The organism is Mesorhizobium waimense, from assembly GCF_003601975.1.
GTDB classification, from domain to species: domain Bacteria; phylum Pseudomonadota; class Alphaproteobacteria; order Rhizobiales; family Rhizobiaceae; genus Mesorhizobium; species Mesorhizobium waimense.
This window is the reverse complement of record NZ_QZWZ01000015.1, coordinates 116,791-133,306: the sequence shown is the minus strand read 5'-3', so window position 1 is coordinate 133,306 and position 16,516 is coordinate 116,791. Positions and strand designations below refer to the sequence as shown.

Sequence of the window (16,516 nt, the reverse complement as noted above, 5' to 3'; positions counted from 1 at the left end):
CTTACGCCCTCGACAACGGCCTGCGCATGATTAGCGAGGCATGGCCGGCCACGCCATGCGCAGCTTCCCGCTTCTCGACCATCTCGAAGCCGTGCTTGCGGTAGAAGGCTACCGCCCGGTCGTTGCCCTCGATCACCTCCAGCGCAATGCTCGCAATACCCGCATGGGCGGCAAGCACCGCATGCAGCATGTCTGTCGCCAGCCCCGAGCCGAATTCGCTCTTGTCGACGTGCAGCCGGTCGAGCATGACGTCGCCCTTTTCGTCCATCGCCGCCATCGCGTAGCCGGCGATCGAGCCGTCGGGCCGTTCCGCCACGAAGGACATCTTGTTGTCGTCCTTGAGTTCCGCCGCCAGTCGCTCCGGCGCATGTTTGTCGTCCGACAGCCGTGCCGTGGTCTCGGCGCCCATGATCGGCGCGTAGGTACGCCGCCAGGAGTCGCCCAAGAGCCGCGACACCGGCGTCACGTCCTGTTCGGTCATCGCCCTGATCCGGTTCATTGCCAGCTCCTGTCTCGGGTCGCCTCGAAATTCACCGCCGCACGCGCGACGTCAGCCAGCGATGGCGAAGATGAGGATCAGATGCCTTGCGTGTAGGACGCAACGCCGCCCGGTTCGCCGCGATGTTCTCCTCCGCTCGACGTCAGCCCGGGGATGCTAGCCAGGGGCAGGGGATCTCGCAAGAACCGTGGGGCCACAGCCGCACAGCGCCGAATCTGCCAATCTCCCCGAGAGGGGATAGCGCGGGGTGCATGCCGTTCGCGTCTCTCGAAATAATACTTTACAAAAATCCGTAACTATGTGAAGCATCGCAACCGAAAGGCCACCCATGACATCGAACCGCTTTGCCACTCGTCTGAATTCCTTTGCCTCGCGGCCCGAGGCAGAATGGCCCGGCCTTGCCGGCAAGCCGTCGCTGATGCAGATGGCGGCGCGCGCGGCCAAGGTCGAAGGGCTCACCGACCTCGACCTCAACTTTCCCGACCATGTCGGTGAAAAGCCAACAGAAATTGCCCGGAAACTGGGCGATATCGGGCTTTCCATCAATGGCTTCGCCATGCGCTACTACTCTAATCCGGCTTTCAAGCTCGGCGCCTTCACCAATCCGGACCCGGCGGTGCGCCGCGAAGCCATCGACCTGACCAAGGCCGGCATCGACGCAGCGCGTGAAGCCGGCGCCAGCCTGATGACGCTGTGGCTCGGGCAGGATGGCTTCGATTATGCCTTCCAGGCCGACTATGCGACGCTCTGGCAACACGAAATCGATGGGATTCGTGAAGTGGCGGCGCATGATCCCGGTTGCCAGATCAGTCTGGAATACAAGCCGAACGAGCCGCGCTCCTACTCGCTGATGCCGGACGCTGCGACGACCTTGCTGGCGATCCGCGATGTCGGCCTGGCCAATCTCGGCGTCACGCTCGACTTCGCCCATGTGCTCTATGCCGACGAACAGCCGGCCTTCGCCGCCGCCCTCATTGCCCGCCACAGCAAGCTGCTCGGCGTTCACCTCAACGACGGCTACGCCAAGCGTGATGACGGCCTGATGGTCGGCGCGGTGCACACGTTGCAGACGATCGAATTGCTGCGTCAGATCCATCGGGACGGCTACGCCGGCGCCATCTATTTCGACACATTCCCCGACATGACCGGGCTCGATCCGGTGCGTGAGTGCGAGGTCAACATCGCCACCGTCAAGCGCATGCTCGGCGTCGTCGAGCGCCTCGAGAAAGACAACCGCCTGTCCGCCGCCGTCGCGAGCCAGGATGCCGTCACCTCGCAGGCCATCGTCCAGGAAGCCATGCTTGGGCGCGACACGCCCGGAGTCACCTGAAGCGCCCGGCGTCGTCATACGCCGTTTTTCACCAAGGGAGGAATGACCATGAAACTTCTGCTTGCCGCCGCCACCGCTGCCCTGATGGCTTTGTCCATCGGCTCGGCCATTGCTGCCGACCTTGCGCCGCTCAATTCCGATACCGAGAAGGACCGCATCGACTGGTCGCAGCTGGAAGCAAAGTTCGGCGCGTTCCCCAAATTGCCCGACGGCACCAAGGCCGGTGCCGTCTCCAAGACGCTGACCAACGAATACTGGCGCTCACTGGGCGAGGGCTACAAGGTGTTCGGCGACCGCGTCGGCGTGCCGGTCGTCTATCAGGCGGCGCAAAGCGAGGGCGACCAGCTCGGACAGCTCACCATCGCCGAGGGCCTGGTGACGCAGGGCTACAATGTGCTGCTCGTCTCGCCGCAGACCGACTCCAATCTGCAGCCGATCATGGAACAGGCCAAGGCCGCCAATGTGCCGGTTGTCAACGTCAATGACGCCGTCATCCCGCAGGCCGAGCACTATGTCGGCAATGTCCAGCGCGACAATGGCGTGCGCGTCGCCAAATGGTTCATCAAGAACCGGCCGAATGGTGGCAAGGTCGCCATCGTCGAGGGCCAGGCCGGCGTCTATGCCTCTGTCCAGCGCACCGACGGCTTCAAGACCACCATTACCGAAGGAGGCAAGTTCGAGGTCGTCGCCAGCGTGCCCGGCAACTGGGACCGCCAGACCTCCTATGATGCGGCCACCAACATCCTGCAGCAGCACCCCGACCTGATCGGCTTCTACGCCAACAATGACGGCATGGCGCTGGGCATCGTCGAGGCGGTCAAGGCCGCCGGCCTGCAGGACAAGGTCGCCGTGTTCGGCACCGACGGCATCTCCGACGCCTATGCCTCGATCCGCGCCGGCGAATTGACCGGTACTGTCGACAGCTTCCCGGTGCTGACCGGCGAGGTGGCGCTGGAAACGGCGCTGCGTCTCGTCGCTGGGCAGAAGCTGCCGCGCGTCGTCGCCACGCCGCAGGCGCTGATCACCAAGGACAATGCCGACCGCTATTCCGGCCCCGATGCACGCAAGGCACTGCTCGAGGACGCGGCCGTCGGCCAGTAGCACAAAAAGACAGGGCAGGGCGGCGGGGTGTCGGCCAGAGCATTTTCGCTCGGCTGATACCTTTGCCCGGAGAATGGACCAATGTCACCCCGGCTGCAATTCGCAGGTATCTCCAAACTGTTTCCTGCCGTGCGGGCCCTCGACGACGTGTCCTTCTCGGTCGGCGCCGGCGAGATCCATGGCCTGCTTGGCGAGAACGGCGCCGGCAAGTCGACGCTGCTGCGCATCCTGTCGGGGGTCTACCGGCCGACAGCGGGAAGCGTGCTGATCGACGGCCAGCCGGTGACGCTGAACAACCCGGTCGCGGCGCGCGCCGCCGGTGTCGCCATGATCCATCAGGAACTGCAGCAGGTGCCGCGCCTCAGCGTCGCCCAGAACATGTTTCTCGGCCATCCGCTGACGCGCGGCGGCATTTTTGTCGCCAGAAGCGAGCAGGAGCGCCGCGCCGCCGCCGCCCTTGCGGCAATAGACCCATCGATCGATCCGGCAGCCCCGCTCGGCAGCCTGAAGGTGGCGCAGCGGCAGATTGTCGAGATCGCCCGCGCGCTGCTCGACCGCGCCAGGATCGTCGCCATGGACGAGCCGACATCGAGCCTGACGCCGAGCGAATTCGAGCGCCTGGCTAAGGTCATTGCCGGGCTTGCACGTGAGGGAGTCGCGGTCGTCTATGTCTCGCACAAGCTGGACGAGGTGTTCGGCATCTGCAAGCGCGCCACCATCATGCGCGATGGTGCGGTGGTCGGTTCCGTCGATCTCGCGCAAGTGTCGGAAAAATCCGTCGTCGCCATGATGGTCGGCCGCGAGCTTGCCCAGGAACAGCACCGAGCTCACGCCACCGGCGTTGTCAGGCTCAGCGTGCGCGGGCTCGCCTCGGCGACCAAGGTGCACGACGTGTCCTTGAACCTCAATCGCGGCGAGGTGCTGGGCATTGCCGGCCTGGTCGGCTCGGGTCGCACCGAGCTGCTGCGGCTCTTGGCCGGCGCCGACCGTGCGTCGTCCGGTACCATCGAGATCGACGGCAAGGCGGTCAGGTTTTCCGGCCCGCGCGACGCCATCGCCGCCGGCATCGGCCTGGTGCCGGAGGAGCGCAAACGCGAAGGCATCGTGCCGTTGCGCTCCATCACCAGCAACATGGCGTTGGCCTCGATGGGCGTGTTCGCGCCGCGCGGCGTCATCGATCATCGCCGCCTGAAACGGGTGGCGGCCGAGAAGATGAAACGGGTCAATCTCAGGCCGTTCCTGCTCGACCGGCCGATCCGCCTGTTCAGTGGCGGCAACCAGCAGAAGGCAATCATCGGCCGCTGGCTCGCGGCAGGGACCCGCATCCTTCTATTCGACGAGCCGACGCGCGGCATCGATGTCGGCGCCAAGGCGGAGATCTACCGCCTGATCGAGGAACTCGCCGCCGAGGGCCATTCAGTCGTCGTCGTGTCGTCGGAGCTTCCCGAGGTGATCAGGCTTGCCGACCGCGTGCTGGTCATGCGCGACGGCACGGTGGCCGCCGAGCTCGACCGGGCAAGCCTCAGCGAACAGGCGATCGCGGCGCACGCCATACCCCAAACGAAAATGCAGAACGGCCAGGTCCATGCGGGCAGCTCGGCCGGACCGCAGGCAAGGCAGTAGATGACGGACATATCGGAAAATACAGCAACGCGGCCCAGGCGGATTTCCTGCACCGATTTTCCATGCGCGACGCTGGCACGTTGATCGGCCTTATCGTCATTCTCGCCGTCTTCGGCGCGCTGGTGCCGGGCTTCTTCGCCGAGCGCAATTTGATCAACATCCTGCAGCAGTCGAGCATCAACGCCTGCCTGGCGCTCGGCATGACGCTGGTCATCATCTCCGGCGGCATCGATCTTTCGGTCGGGCCGACGGCGGCACTTTCGGCCGTCATCTCGGCCTCGATGCTGGTCGCCGGCGTGGCGTTTCCGCTCGCTATCGCCGCAGGCTTCGCCATCGGCCTTGCCTGCGGCCTGCTCAACGGCGTGCTCGTCGCCCATGTCGGGCTGCAGCCCTTCATCGTCACGCTGGGAACGCTGAGCACCTACCGGGCGCTGGCGCTGATCTACACCGGCGGCAATCCGGTGCTTGGTCTGCCTGCCGGCTTCCGCGCCATCTTCAACGGCTCGCTGTTCGGTCTGCCGCTGGCGGTCATCATCGTTGCCGTCGTTGCGCTGATCGCCTGGATCATCCTCAAGAAGACGCCATTCGGTGAGTATCTGCTTGCCGTCGGCGGCAATGAGGAGGCCGCCTACATCGCCGGCGTGCCGATCGCCCGCACCAAGATCGCCGCCTACATGATATCGGGACTTCTGGCGGCCCTTGCCGCGCAGATACTGATCGGACGGCTGGGTGCAGCCGAGCCCATCCTCGGCAATCTCTGGGAGCTCGACGCGATTGCCGCCGCGGCAATAGGCGGCGCCTCGCTGATGGGCGGCAAGGGCAGCGTCGTCGGCACCATTCTGGGCGCCGTCATCCTCGGCACCATGCGCAACGGTCTGACGCTGATGAACGTCCAGTCCTTCTATCAGCTCCTGGCAACAGGCCTTATAATCCTCGCCGCGATGCTTATCGATCGCGTGACGAGGGGACGTGGATGACCTTGAGCAGCTTGGATCTGAAAGCAGTAGGACCGCGCATCCGCATGATGATGCCGCATCTCACCCCGCTGGAGGCGAAGGTGGTGGAGACTGTCTTCGGCCGGCGCGGCTTCGACGACACCATTCCGCTCAAGCAGATTGCCGAGGAGGCAGGCGTCTCGGAGGCGATGGTGGTCAAGATTGCCAAGAAGCTCGGCTTTTCCGGCTATCGCGACTTCCGTACCGCCGTCTACGAGTACAGCCGCCTACCGACCGCCGAGATGCATCAGGAGCTGTCGGCCGACGACAGCTCGGCCGAGATCGTGCAAAAGGTGTTCCGCACCTCGATCCAGGCGCTGGAGGAAACGCTGGCGATCCTCGACATGGAGGATTTCGACCGCGCCGCCGATCTGCTTTACCGCGCGAAGAACCGCGACTTTTACGGCGTCTGCGGTTCGGCGCAAATCGCGCGCGACGTCTCGCACAAATTCCTGCGCATCGGCATCCGCGCCTCGGTCTACGACGACTCGCACATGATGCTGATGTCGGCCTCGCTGCTCGGCGCCGACGATATCGCCGTCGGCTTCTCGCATTCCGGCAACACGTCAGCTGTCATCGACGCCATCCAGCTTGCCAGGAAGAGCGGCGCCCGCACGCTGGCCATCACCAATTACGACAATTCGCCGCTGGCCCAGATTGCCGACATCGTGCTGTGCTCGACGGCGCAGGGCTCGCCGCTGATGGGCGAGAACGCGGCCGCGCGCATTGCCCAGCTCAACATCCTCGACGCGCTGTTCGTCGCGGTCGCGCAGCGCGACTACCAGGCGGCGGAGCGCAATCTCGGCCGCACCATGTCGGCAGTGACATCGAAACGAAAAGACCGGGGCACATGACGCCGTCGACAACGCCTTTGGTCACCGTCTTCGGCAGCCTGCATTACGACATCATGGTCGATGCGCCCGACCGACCGCGCAAGGGCGAGACGATGACCGGCCACGCCTGGCAGCCAAAATGTGGCGGCAAGGGCGGCAACCAGGCGGTGTCGGCGGCGCGGGCCGGCGTGTGCGCGGCGATGATCGGCGCCGTCGGCGATGACGATTTCGGTAAGGCGCTCCTCACCAATCTCGACTGCGCCGGTGTCGACCGTCGCTTCGTGCGGGCCGCGCCCGGCGTCGGCTCTGGCATGAGCGTCGCGATCTTCGACGCAAGCGGCGACTATGGCGCGGTGATCGTCTCGGGCAGCAATCTCACCTTGGGCGAACAGGACATCGCCGCCGCCCGCACAACGATTGCAGAAACCTCGGTGCTGCTGTTGCAGAACGAGGTACCGGAAGCCGCCAACGTCGCCGCCGCCCGCGCCGTGAAATCGTCCGGCGGCCGTATCGTTCTGAACGCCGCCCCGGCCCGCGAACTGTCGGGCGAATTGATCGCGCTTTTGGACATCGTCATCGTCAACGCCATCGAGGCGGAATTCCTGGCCGGCGTGCCGGTCGTCGACACGCTGGACGGCGCGGCGCAAGCGGCACACCGGCTGGTCGACGCCTACCCGGCCGCTATCGTCACCGCCGGCGGGGAGGGGGTCGCCTATTGCGACCGCACCGGTGGCGCGTACGCGCTGGCAGGCATTCCGGTGAAGGTCGTCAGCACCCATGGCGCCGGTGACGAGTTCGTTGGCGCGTTTGCGGCGGCACTTGCTCGTGGAGAACCTGTGCAAGCAGCGATCACTGCCGCCAATGAAGCCGCGGCGCGGCTCGTGGCGACCCCGGAAGGAGAGCGGTAAGGGACTGGGCGGCGCTCGCCTGATCCTACCGATCGATCATCGTCATGGTCCGCTCGCCGTAGCGCGGTCCCGCCACCTTGCCTGGCGCCAGCGCCACGTCGAGTGCCAGCATTTCTGTGGCATCGAGTTCGATCGCGGCCGCCGCGACGTTTTCCTCCAGATATTGTCGCCGCTTGGTGCCGGGGATTGGCACGATGTCGATGCCGAAATCATCGCCCTTGTACAGCAGCCAGGCCAGTGCGATCTGCCCGGGCTTGACCCCTTTTACACCGGCGATGTCGCGCACCGTTGAGGCCGCCGCGATATTGGCGTCGTAATTGGCGCCCTGGTAGCGCGGGTCGCCGCGCCGGAAATCGCCCTCGGGGTAGTCCTCCGCGCGCTTGACGTCGCCGGCGAGGAAGCCGCGGCCGAGCGGCGCGAACGGCACCAAGCCGATGCCGAGGTTCTTCAGCAGCGGCATGATCTCCGGCTCCAGGTTGCGCTCCCACAGCGAATATTCGCTCTGCACCGCCGACACCGGATGCACGGCGTGCGCGCGGCTTATGTTGGCCGCGCCCGCCTCCGACAGGCCGAAGAAGCGCACCTTGCCCTCGGCGACCAACTGGCCGACCGCGCCGGCCACGTCCTCCATCGGCACATCCGGATCGACGCGGTGCTGGTAGAGAATGTCGATATGGTCGGTGGCGAGCCGGCCGAGCGAGCCCTCCACCGCCTCGCGGATATGCTCGGGCCGGCTGTCGCGGTCGGTGCCAACCTGCTTGCCGTTCTCTATGCGGAAGCCGAATTTGGTTGCGATGGTCACCTCATGGCGACGGCCCTTCAGTGCCCGCCCGAGCAGTTCCTCATTGGCATAGGGGCCGTAGACTTCCGCCGTGTCGAGGAAGGTGCAGCCGAGCTCGATGGCCCGGTGCAGCGTCGCGATCGACGCCGCCTCGTCGGCCGGCCCGTAGGACTGGCTCATGCCCATGCAGCCGAGGCCGATCTCCGATACCTGCAGCCCCTGGCTGCCGAGTTTGTGTGTGCCGAGGGTCATCTGCTTGTCTCCGGAGAAAAGTATCTCGGTGAAAACTATAGGGGCCGCCTGCCTGGCGTCCAGCCGGCCGAAGGCGCGGAGAGGGGAGATCGCGCGTAGCCGCCTCGCAAATTGACTCAATCGCCGCTCTCCGCCATCCTAATGGAGACCGCCCATGGCGGCCGCGTGTGAAGAGTGAGCCGATGGCAAGTCCTGTCACTGCCCAGAAATCCAAGCGCGCCGCGGTGCGCAAGGCGCTCGATCGCCACAAGGTCTACGTCACCGCGCAGAGCTTTTCCGGCGGCACCTATCAGGCGCGCGTGCTGGTCGACGGCGAGGCCTATTGGGTCGACGAGTTCCGGCTGAGCCAACTGCAAAGGGGCTTGTCACCTGCCGAACTCGAACTGACGCCGGCCACCGACGATTGAGCCGCTGGCGATTGAGCAGCCGTTGCATCCCGCCTAGCATGCCCGGATGACCACGCCGCCGAAACTGAGGGCCTATCGCGCCAAGCGCGAATTCACCAAAACGCCGGAGCCGGCGGGCGGGCTAGTCTCGGGCGAAGGCAACCGCTTTGTCGTCCACAAGCACCACGCGACCGCCGACCATTACGATCTGCGCCTACAGGTCGGCGACGTCCTGAAGAGCTGGGCGGTGCCGCGCGGGCCTTCGCTCAATCCGGCCGACAAGCGCCTGGCGATTGAGACCGAGGACCATCCGCTCGAGTATATCGACTTCGAAGGTGTCATCCCCGAAGGCGAATATGGCGGTGGCCCGATGATCGTCTGGGATACCGGCACCTGGGCGCCGATGGACGATGTCGAAAAAAGCCTGCACACCGGCGCCTTCAAGTTCCGCCTCGCCGGCGACAAGCTGAATGGCGGCTGGATGCTGACCAGGCTGAAGCCCAAGCCCGGCGAGGACGAGGGCAAGAAAAACTGGCTGCTGTTCAAGGAGCGAGACCTCGCCGCCGACACCAGGCTCGACATTCTCAGCGAGCGGCCGGAAAGCGTCAAATCCGGCCGCCGCATCGAGGAACTGGTGGCGGTGCCGAAGCCGGTGAGCAAACCCGCAAAGCCCTTGTTGCTGAAACCCGGCGCGCTGCCCGGCGCCGTGCAGGGGCCGGCGCCTGCGCGCATCGAGCCGCAGCTGGCGACACAGGTGGCAAAACCGCCTGGCAGCGACGATCCTGCTGAGCGCACTGGCGAGGCCTGGCTGCACGAAATCAAATTCGACGGCTATCGCACCGCGGCGCATCTGGCGGACAGGCAAGTCAGGCTGATCACCCGTGGCGGCATCGACTGGACGAAGCGCTATGGCGACCTGCCGCACGCTTTCGCAAAGCTGCCGTGCCGCGATGCCATCATCGACGGTGAGATTGTCGTGCTCGACGCCAAGGGCATCAGCCGTTTCGTGCTGCTGCAGGATGCGCTGGCTGAAGGCGCCGGCAACAAGCTGCATTTCTATGCCTTCGATTTGCTCTATCTCGACGGCTGGGACCTCAGGAAAGCGCCGCTCGCCAGGCGCAAGGCGCTGCTTGCGCAACTGCTCGCCGGCCTCGGCGCCAACTCCGCCATCCAGTTCTCCGACCATGTCGAGGGCGACGGGCAGGGGCTCTATGCCCAAGCCTCCGAACTTGGGCTGGAAGGCGTCGTCTCCAAGCGCGCCAGCGCCACCTATCAGAGCGGCCGCACCAAGAGCTGGACCAAGGTCAAGGCGCTGCAAAAGGGCGATTTCATCATTGCCGGCTACACCACCTCCGATGCGGCCGAGGGGCTGGCCGCGCTGGGCATGGCCGAATTCGAGGACGGCGAGTTGCACTATCGCGGCAAGGTCGGCACCGGCTTCGATGCCGAGACGGCACGAGACTTGCTCGCCCGGCTGGAGCCGCTCACCGCAGGCGCCACGCCGCCGGAGGGCGTGCCGCGCGAGATCATGCGCGAGATGAACTGGGTGCGGCCGCTGCTGTCGGCTCGCATCCACTACGCCAACCGCACGGCGGACAATGCGCTGCGCCACGGTGTCTTCCGTGGCCTCAGGGATGTCGGCCTGTCGACGCCGGTCTCGGCCAAGCGCAAGCTGCTGATCTCGGAAGCCGACCTCGCCACCATCTGGGTGACCAACCCCGAGCGGCGGCTGTTCGGCAAGACCGGGCCGACCAAGCTCGACATCGCCGTCTACTACGCGCTGGTCGGCGACTTCATGCTGCCGCACATCATCGGACGCCCGGTGTCACTGGTGCGCTGCCCGACCGGCCTGCCAAAAGACTGCTTCTTCCAGCGACACGCCTTCACCGGCATGCCGCCCTCGGTGGCTGTGTTCGAGTCGATCAATTCAGAGGGCGAGACCAAAACCTATCTGTCGGTGGAAGATGCCAAGGGTTATCTGGCGCTGGCTCAGTTCGGCGTCGTCGAGTTCCACACCTGGGGCACGCATCGCACGAAACTCGACAAGCCCGACCAGATCGTGTTCGACCTCGATCCGGGCGAGGGGATTGCCTGGCGCGAGGTGGTCGAGGCCGCCGTGCACATCAAGGGCGGATTGGAGGCGCTGGGGCTGGTGCCCTTCGCCAAGACGTCCGGCGGCAGCGGCATCCACATCACGGTGCCGGTGACGCAGAAGCAGAACTGGAAGAAACTGCACCAGGCGACCAGCGCCATCTCCACCCATCTGGCCAGCACCGCGCCCGACACCTTCACCACCACCATGGGCAAGGAAAACCGCAAGCGACGCATCTTCATCGACTACCACCGCAACGCGCGCGGCCATACCTCGGCAGCACCCTATTCGCTGCGCGCCCGCACCAATCTGCCGGCCTCGACCCCGGTGAGCTGGACGGATCTGGAGTCGATCGATGCGCCGCAGGATTTGAACTATGCATCGCTGCCGGGCCTGCTTGCGACCTCGGGTGATCCCTGGGCCGAGATCGATGAGTTTGCCAGGGATTTGCCCACCTTGCAGAACTAGGGTTCCTCGCCCCCACAGAGTGGGGGAGAGGTGTCCGCGTAGCGGACGGGGAGGGGGCTGCGCCAGCGGATGGACCGTGGTTTCCTTGAATCCACCCGGACATCGGTTTGCGCCATTCCCCCTCTCCGTCTCGGCTTCGCCGAGCCACCTCTCCCCCGCTCTGGCGGGGGCGAGGAGGGCCTGCTCCAACTCCATCGACGGTCTGGACAATTTGAATTATTCTCCGCTGCCGGGCCTTCAGTCGACCCCTCAGGCGAGATGGAAGATTTCGCTAGGGATTTGCCGGTATCTTGAGGCTCGGTGTAGGATTTCCGTAGTGCCATTCGTCCTTCGGACGAAAGCGCTGCAGTAACTGTCAGTGCATGGCCGCGTAGGAGTGTTTCATGGCGCCCAGGGCAAGTTGGAAAGGTTACCTCAAGCTCAGCCTCGTCAGCTGTCCGGTGCGGCTATACCCCGCCACCAGCGCGAGCGAACGCATCAGCTTCAACCAGTTGCACAAGAAGACGCACAACCGCATCAACATGAAGCCGGTCGATCCGGAACTCGGCCTGGTCGAGCGCTCGGACCTGGTCAAGGGCTACGAATACGAGGACAAGCAGTACATCATCATCGATGATACCGACCTCGACGCGGTGCGGATCGAATCCAACCATACGATGAACATCGAAGCGTTCGTCGACGAGGACGAGGTCGACGTCATTTACCAGGACGCACCCTATTATTTGGCGCCGGATGGCGCCATGGCCGAGGAAACCTTTGCCGTGCTGCGCGAAGCCATGCGCAAGTCCGGCAAGCTGGCGATCGCCCGCCTTGTCCTGTCCAGTCGCGAGCGCGTGGTGACGGTCGGCGCGCGCGAGAACGGCATGTTCGTCTGCACCTTGAGGAACCCGAACGAAGTGCGCGGCACGGCTGAATATTTCGGCAACATTCCGGCCGGCAAGCCCGATCCCGAAATGCTGCAGCTTGCCGAAGCGCTGATCAAGCAGAAGGAAACCACCTTCGATCCGAAGAACTACGAGGACCGCTATGAGATCGCGCTGATGGCGATGATCCGCGAGAAGCTGAAGGGCCACAAGCCGATCATCGCGGCGGCGCCCGAGCGCGGCAACGTCATCAACCTGATGGATGCGCTGAAGGCCAGCCTGTCGCAGCAGGCCAAGCCGCCTGCCAAGTCGAAGAGCAAGGCCGATGACGAGGCGAAACCGGCCGCCAAGGCCAAGGCAGGTGCTGCCAAGGAAAACCCGTTGAAGGCCAACCTTCTGAAGGCCGTCGGCAAGAGCAAAGGGTGACGGCGCCCACTGGTATGATTCCACCCGGTGCCGTCTTCGGCACCATCGGCGCGCTGGTGGCGTTTCCGCTCAGGCTCGCCACGCGCGAGGTCGAGCGCCGGCAGGGCCAGTTGCGGCGCGGCGTCACCCGGCGCACAACCCATGTCGTGTTCGGCCGCGCGCAGCTCGCCAAGGCCGCGACCACCAAGAACGGCGACGCCGAAATCGAGCGCCGCGTCCTGGCCGAGCGCGCCGCCGGCCGCGCGCTCACCAGCGAGAATGGATTTTTACGCCTGCTCGGCCTGATGAAGGCGTCGGAGGCTTCGGCACTGTCGCGGCAGTCTCTTCTCGACCAGTCCAGGCTCGGAGCGGCCGATCTCGACCTGCTCTCGCTCTTCGACGCTTTCGAGCATGATGGCGAGCCATACTCTTTCCGCGACCTCATCCTCGCCCGCAAATATGCCGGTCTGATATCAGGCGGCGCGTCATGGGGCGCGATCGCGCGCTCGGTGCACCGCTCCGGCCCGGTCGCCTCGCTCACCGCCAAATCGCTCAATGTCGGCTCGCAGTATGGGCGCTCGGATGCAATCTATCTCGAAGGCGGCCAAAGCGAACTCGACGGGCAGCTGCTGTTCGATCTCGGGTCTCCTGATGACGACACGCTTGAGGAGCTTTTTGCGGATGCCGAAGCGTCGGAAGAGGAGGGCCGGCACGACGATGCGGCCGCGCTTTACCAGCGCTGTCTCGCCATCGACCCGAGCGACGCCATCGCCGCCTTCAACCGCGCCAACTGTCTGCGCGGCGCCGGCCGAATGGCCGAGGCAGCACATGATTATGCCCGCGCGATAAAACTCGACTCCGGTTTCGTCGAGGCCTGGTTCAACCTCGCGGGCCTGATGAGCGACGAGGGCCGACTGGCCTCCGCGCGCCGGCATCTGCAAAAGGCGATTGCGCTGGATGCAACCTATGCCGATGCGGTGTTCAACCTAGCCCGGCTGGAGTTCGATGCCGGCAACCTTATCGAAGCGCGGCGGAACTGGGCGCGCTATCTCGAACTCGACGCCAGTTCCGAATGGGCGCGCATGGCGGCCAAGGGGATACAGTTTGTCGATTTGCAGCTGGCGCGCACGACGGGGTGACGACTTCCCTTCTCCCACAAGGGGAGAAGGGGTAACCAAGGCTGGAGCGCCCCATGACATATTTTCTCGTAGACGGCCACGACACCGCCCCGGTCACCATCCTGCTCGCGCATGGCGCCGGCGCGCCGATGGATTCGGCCTCGATGGCCGCCGCCGCCAAGGCGCTCAGCACGGCCGGCTTCCGCGTCGCGCGCTTCGAGTTCCACTACATGGCCGCCCGCCGCTTCGGCCATCGCAAGCCGCCGCCGCGCGCCGAGACGGTGAACCCCGAATACATCAAGGCCATTGCCGACCTCCGGGCCAAGGGCGTCACCGGTCCGCTGATCATCGGCGGCAAGTCGATGGGCGGGCGCGTCGCTTCGATGGTCGCGGACGAGATGTTTGCCAAGGGCGACATCTCGGGCCTCGTCTGCCTCGGCTATCCGTTCCATCCGCCGGCCAAGCCGACGCAGTTGCGCACAAAACATCTCGCCGGCCTGAAGACGCCGACACTGATCTTCCAGGGCACCCGCGATGAATTCGGCACGCCGGACGAGGTCGCTACCTATGATCTTTCCGACCGCATCGAGGTGCTGTGGCTGGAGGACGGCGACCACGACCTCAAGCCGCGCAAGAGCATCTCCGGCTTTTCCACCGCCGATCATCTGAAGACGCTGGCGGAGACGGCGAGGACGTGGGCGGCGCGGATCGCTTCCTGACCCGCCGATGAAAATCGCCAGCTTCAACATCAACAACATCAACAGCCGGCTGGAAAACCTGCTGGCCTGGCTCGCCGCGGCAAAGCCTGACATCGTCTGCCTACAGGAGCTGAAAGCGCGCGACACGCAGTTTCCGCGCTCGGCGCTTGCCGCAGCCGGCTATGGTGCGGTGTGGAAGGGCGAGCCGACCTGGAACGGCGTGGCCATTCTCGCGCGCGGTTCGGAACCGGTGCTGACCCGCGATATCCTGCCGGGTGACGATGGCGACAAGCAGAGCCGCTACATCGAGGCGGCGGTCAGCGGCATCGTCATTGCCTGCCTTTATGCGCCGAACGGCAATCCGCAGCCCGGCCCGAAATTCCAATACAAGCTCGCCTGGCACGCCAGGCTGGAAGCGCATGCCGAGCAACTGTTCGACACCGGCCTGCCCGTGGCGCTGGTCGGCGACTACAACATCGTGCCCGAACCGCGCGACATCTACCCGACCCGCTCCTATGACGACAACGCGCTGGTGCAGCCGGAAAGCCGAGCGTCGTTCCAGCGGCTGCTCGACCAGGGCTGGCTTGATGCGCTACGCAAGAAGCATCCGAAGGAGACGCTCTACACATTCTGGGATTATCGCCGCAACCGCTGGCCGCGCGATGCGGGGCTCAGGCTGGATCACATACTGCTGTCCAAGAAGCTGGCGCGCCGGCTCACCGCCGCCGGCATCGACCGTGGTGTGCGAGGCGAGGATGGCGCCAGTGACCATGCCCCGGCGTGGGTGGAGGTGAGGTGAGGGAGACGCCTCCATTCTCCCACAACAAGCAAGGGGAGAAGGGGAGGTGCCATCTGTCCAGCAGCCACATGCCAAGTTAGGTTGCAGGCAAAGCGCCACCACGGATCGCAACGATGCCTAGCCTATTCGCCAAATCCGACACATCCCCGCCGAGAGGTGCCGGGCTTGCTTGACATCGGCCTGACCGCAATTTTCATCGCATCCGGTTTGGTCCTCGCCGCCGCCGCGCTGCTTGCCTTGCTGCTGCGGCAGGCGCGTGACCGTAAGATCGCCCGGCGCCGGGCAAATCCCGCGAACGACTATGCCGTGCGCACGCGCTGGGGCCCCAGCACCACCAGCACGCTCAACTTCTCGTCCTTCGTCTATATGGATGTCGATGGCGACGGCAAATACGGCCTCGCCGACCGGCCGATTGCCGGCATCATGGTGCGGCTGTTCGACGAGCGTGGCGTCTTCGTCAAGGCGGCACGCAGCAACAATGGCGGCTTCGCCAACTTCACCATGTCGACGAAGCGGCGCCGGACCGCGCTGCGTGCGCCAGGTCTGTACCGCTTTTCGGTGTCCGTGCCGCCGGGCTGGCGGGCCAGCGGTGCCAACGAGAACCAGTCGATACGCCTGCACGCCGCCCCCGAATCCCTTGTAGGCCTCGCCGGCGATGGCCTGCCGACGCCGGTCGGCCTTGTGCCCGGCCGCCACCTGGCGGGCAGGATGCAGGCGGCGGCGCAAGCGACGCTTACGGTGATGGGCAACGAGGGCGAGGTTCTCGAAAGCCGGACGCTGGCTCCGGGCACGTCCTTTCGCGTCGATCTCGCAGGTGGGGCCGATGCGGTGGAGATCTCCGGCGGCGGCCTCGACCGGCGGCTGGCGCTGTCATCCTATCCGACCGATCTCGGTCTGCTGTCGCCCGGCTCCGTTGCGCCGGACGCAGCCCTGCGGGCGATCGGCTTCGACGACGTCACCAAGCGCAGCCTGCGCAAGGTCCCCTGCGGCCATGCTGGGCTCGACTGGCGCAATCTCAACGCCATGTCGCGTGACAACACCAGGGACAGCGAGGGTTACGTCAACGGCAACGTTTCCGGCGATCACATCGCTTACACAAGCAGCGGCCATCCGGCCGAATTCGGCCGCGATCGCCCCTTCGGCTTTCACTCGGTGATGCTGACCGCCGCGTGGCTGGCATGCGAGGGAGAGATTGCGCTGGTCGAAAGCTGGCTAGGGGAGGAATTGCTGCGCAGCGACGAGATCGTCCTGTCGGCGCTGACGCCGTGCCACTACGCCCCGCTGCTCAACGCGGTGACGCGGGTTCGCCTGTCGACCAGGCACCATTGGCAGCTTGTCGTGGATGACCTGGTTCTGGTCTTCTGA

15 protein-coding genes are annotated in these 16,516 nt (G+C 65.3%); 13 read left to right on the top strand and 2 right to left on the bottom strand.

Annotated features, from left to right (window positions below):
- Nucleotide 1: 1 nt before the first annotated feature.
- Nucleotides 2–499, bottom strand: a complete 498-nt coding sequence (locus tag D3227_RS20130) for a GNAT family N-acetyltransferase (protein WP_120016044.1) — start codon at nucleotides 497–499, stop codon at nucleotides 2–4.
- 328 nt (nucleotides 500–827) lie between these two features.
- Between D3227_RS20130 and D3227_RS20125 the strand changes: the two genes are divergently transcribed.
- From D3227_RS20125 to D3227_RS20100, 6 genes are all read left to right on the top strand, one after another.
- On the top strand, nucleotides 828–1,829 hold the full coding sequence (locus D3227_RS20125) for a sugar phosphate isomerase/epimerase family protein (RefSeq protein ID WP_120016043.1): 1,002 nt from the start codon (nucleotides 828–830) through the stop codon (nucleotides 1,827–1,829).
- A gap of 48 nt (nucleotides 1,830–1,877) precedes the next feature.
- Nucleotides 1,878–2,930: a sugar ABC transporter substrate-binding protein gene (locus tag D3227_RS20120; RefSeq protein WP_120016099.1), complete on the top strand. Its 1,053-nt coding sequence runs from the start codon at nucleotides 1,878–1,880 to the stop codon at nucleotides 2,928–2,930.
- An 81-nt stretch (nucleotides 2,931–3,011) separates the two neighbouring features.
- Entirely contained in the window at nucleotides 3,012–4,553 is a 1,542-nt protein-coding gene (locus tag D3227_RS20115; protein ID WP_120016042.1) for a sugar ABC transporter ATP-binding protein, read from the top strand.
- 62 nt (nucleotides 4,554–4,615) lie between these two features.
- On the top strand, nucleotides 4,616–5,530 hold the full coding sequence (locus tag D3227_RS20110) for an ABC transporter permease (RefSeq protein WP_120016041.1): 915 nt from the start codon (nucleotides 4,616–4,618) through the stop codon (nucleotides 5,528–5,530).
- On the top strand, nucleotides 5,527–6,402 hold the full coding sequence (locus tag D3227_RS20105) for a MurR/RpiR family transcriptional regulator (RefSeq protein ID WP_120016040.1): 876 nt from the start codon (nucleotides 5,527–5,529) through the stop codon (nucleotides 6,400–6,402). Before D3227_RS20110 ends, D3227_RS20105 begins: the two co-directional genes overlap by 4 nt.
- Nucleotides 6,399–7,289, top strand: coding sequence for a ribokinase (locus D3227_RS20100; RefSeq protein ID WP_120016039.1), 891 nt, complete (start codon nucleotides 6,399–6,401; stop codon nucleotides 7,287–7,289). Before D3227_RS20105 ends, D3227_RS20100 begins: the two co-directional genes overlap by 4 nt.
- Before the next feature lie 25 nt (nucleotides 7,290–7,314).
- Here the strand turns inward: D3227_RS20100 and D3227_RS20095 are convergent, their stop codons facing one another.
- Entirely contained in the window at nucleotides 7,315–8,322 is a 1,008-nt protein-coding gene (locus D3227_RS20095; RefSeq protein ID WP_120016038.1) for an aldo/keto reductase, read from the bottom strand.
- Nucleotides 8,323–8,504: 182 nt separating this feature from the next.
- Here D3227_RS20095 and D3227_RS20090 point away from each other — a divergent pair, with 182 nt between their 5' ends.
- The 7 genes from D3227_RS20090 to D3227_RS20060 all read left to right on the top strand — a co-directional run bounded on the left by D3227_RS20090 (nucleotide 8,505) and on the right by D3227_RS20060 (nucleotide 16,516).
- Nucleotides 8,505–8,729, top strand: a complete 225-nt coding sequence (locus D3227_RS20090) for a hypothetical protein (protein ID WP_120016037.1) — start codon at nucleotides 8,505–8,507, stop codon at nucleotides 8,727–8,729.
- Nucleotides 8,730–8,775: 46 nt separating this feature from the next.
- Nucleotides 8,776–11,268 carry a DNA ligase D gene (gene ligD, locus D3227_RS20085; RefSeq protein WP_120016036.1) on the top strand — a complete coding sequence of 831 codons (2,493 nt, stop codon included), beginning with the start codon at nucleotides 8,776–8,778 and terminating at the stop codon, nucleotides 11,266–11,268.
- A 383-nt stretch (nucleotides 11,269–11,651) separates the two neighbouring features.
- Nucleotides 11,652–12,557 (top strand): non-homologous end joining protein Ku, encoded by a 906-nt coding sequence (gene ku, locus D3227_RS20080; protein WP_120016035.1) that lies wholly within the window; start codon nucleotides 11,652–11,654, stop codon nucleotides 12,555–12,557.
- 14 nt (nucleotides 12,558–12,571) lie between these two features.
- Nucleotides 12,572–13,675: a tetratricopeptide repeat protein gene (locus D3227_RS20075; RefSeq protein ID WP_120016034.1), complete on the top strand. Its 1,104-nt coding sequence runs from the start codon at nucleotides 12,572–12,574 to the stop codon at nucleotides 13,673–13,675.
- Nucleotides 13,676–13,728: 53 nt separating this feature from the next.
- A complete protein-coding gene (locus tag D3227_RS20070; protein WP_120016033.1) occupies nucleotides 13,729–14,373 on the top strand; it encodes an alpha/beta hydrolase family protein in 645 nt (214 codons plus the stop codon).
- 7 nt (nucleotides 14,374–14,380) lie between these two features.
- On the top strand, nucleotides 14,381–15,151 hold the full coding sequence (locus D3227_RS20065) for an exodeoxyribonuclease III (RefSeq protein WP_120016032.1): 771 nt from the start codon (nucleotides 14,381–14,383) through the stop codon (nucleotides 15,149–15,151).
- 165 nt (nucleotides 15,152–15,316) lie between these two features.
- On the top strand, nucleotides 15,317–16,516 hold the full coding sequence (locus D3227_RS20060) for a hypothetical protein (RefSeq protein WP_120016098.1): 1,200 nt from the start codon (nucleotides 15,317–15,319) through the stop codon (nucleotides 16,514–16,516).

What these genes read in the sequence shown, in the direction of transcription:
- D3227_RS20130 (WP_120016044.1), bottom strand. Translation starts at nt 499, where the DNA reads ATGAACCGGATCAGGGCGATGACCGAACAGGACGTGACGCCGGTGTCG.
- D3227_RS20125 (WP_120016043.1), top strand. Translation starts at nt 828, where the DNA reads ATGACATCGAACCGCTTTGCCACTCGTCTGAATTCCTTTGCCTCGCGG.
- D3227_RS20120 (WP_120016099.1), top strand. Translation starts at nt 1,878, where the DNA reads ATGAAACTTCTGCTTGCCGCCGCCACCGCTGCCCTGATGGCTTTGTCC.
- D3227_RS20115 (WP_120016042.1), top strand. Translation starts at nt 3,012, where the DNA reads ATGTCACCCCGGCTGCAATTCGCAGGTATCTCCAAACTGTTTCCTGCC.
- D3227_RS20110 (WP_120016041.1), top strand. Translation starts at nt 4,616, where the DNA reads ATGCGCGACGCTGGCACGTTGATCGGCCTTATCGTCATTCTCGCCGTC.
- D3227_RS20105 (WP_120016040.1), top strand. Translation starts at nt 5,527, where the DNA reads ATGACCTTGAGCAGCTTGGATCTGAAAGCAGTAGGACCGCGCATCCGC.
- D3227_RS20100 (WP_120016039.1), top strand. Translation starts at nt 6,399, where the DNA reads ATGACGCCGTCGACAACGCCTTTGGTCACCGTCTTCGGCAGCCTGCAT.
- D3227_RS20095 (WP_120016038.1), bottom strand. Translation starts at nt 8,322, where the DNA reads ATGACCCTCGGCACACACAAACTCGGCAGCCAGGGGCTGCAGGTATCG.
- D3227_RS20090 (WP_120016037.1), top strand. Translation starts at nt 8,505, where the DNA reads ATGGCAAGTCCTGTCACTGCCCAGAAATCCAAGCGCGCCGCGGTGCGC.
- ligD (WP_120016036.1), top strand. Translation starts at nt 8,776, where the DNA reads ATGACCACGCCGCCGAAACTGAGGGCCTATCGCGCCAAGCGCGAATTC.
- ku (WP_120016035.1), top strand. Translation starts at nt 11,652, where the DNA reads ATGGCGCCCAGGGCAAGTTGGAAAGGTTACCTCAAGCTCAGCCTCGTC.
- D3227_RS20075 (WP_120016034.1), top strand. Translation starts at nt 12,572, where the DNA reads ATGATTCCACCCGGTGCCGTCTTCGGCACCATCGGCGCGCTGGTGGCG.
- D3227_RS20070 (WP_120016033.1), top strand. Translation starts at nt 13,729, where the DNA reads ATGACATATTTTCTCGTAGACGGCCACGACACCGCCCCGGTCACCATC.
- D3227_RS20065 (WP_120016032.1), top strand. Translation starts at nt 14,381, where the DNA reads ATGAAAATCGCCAGCTTCAACATCAACAACATCAACAGCCGGCTGGAA.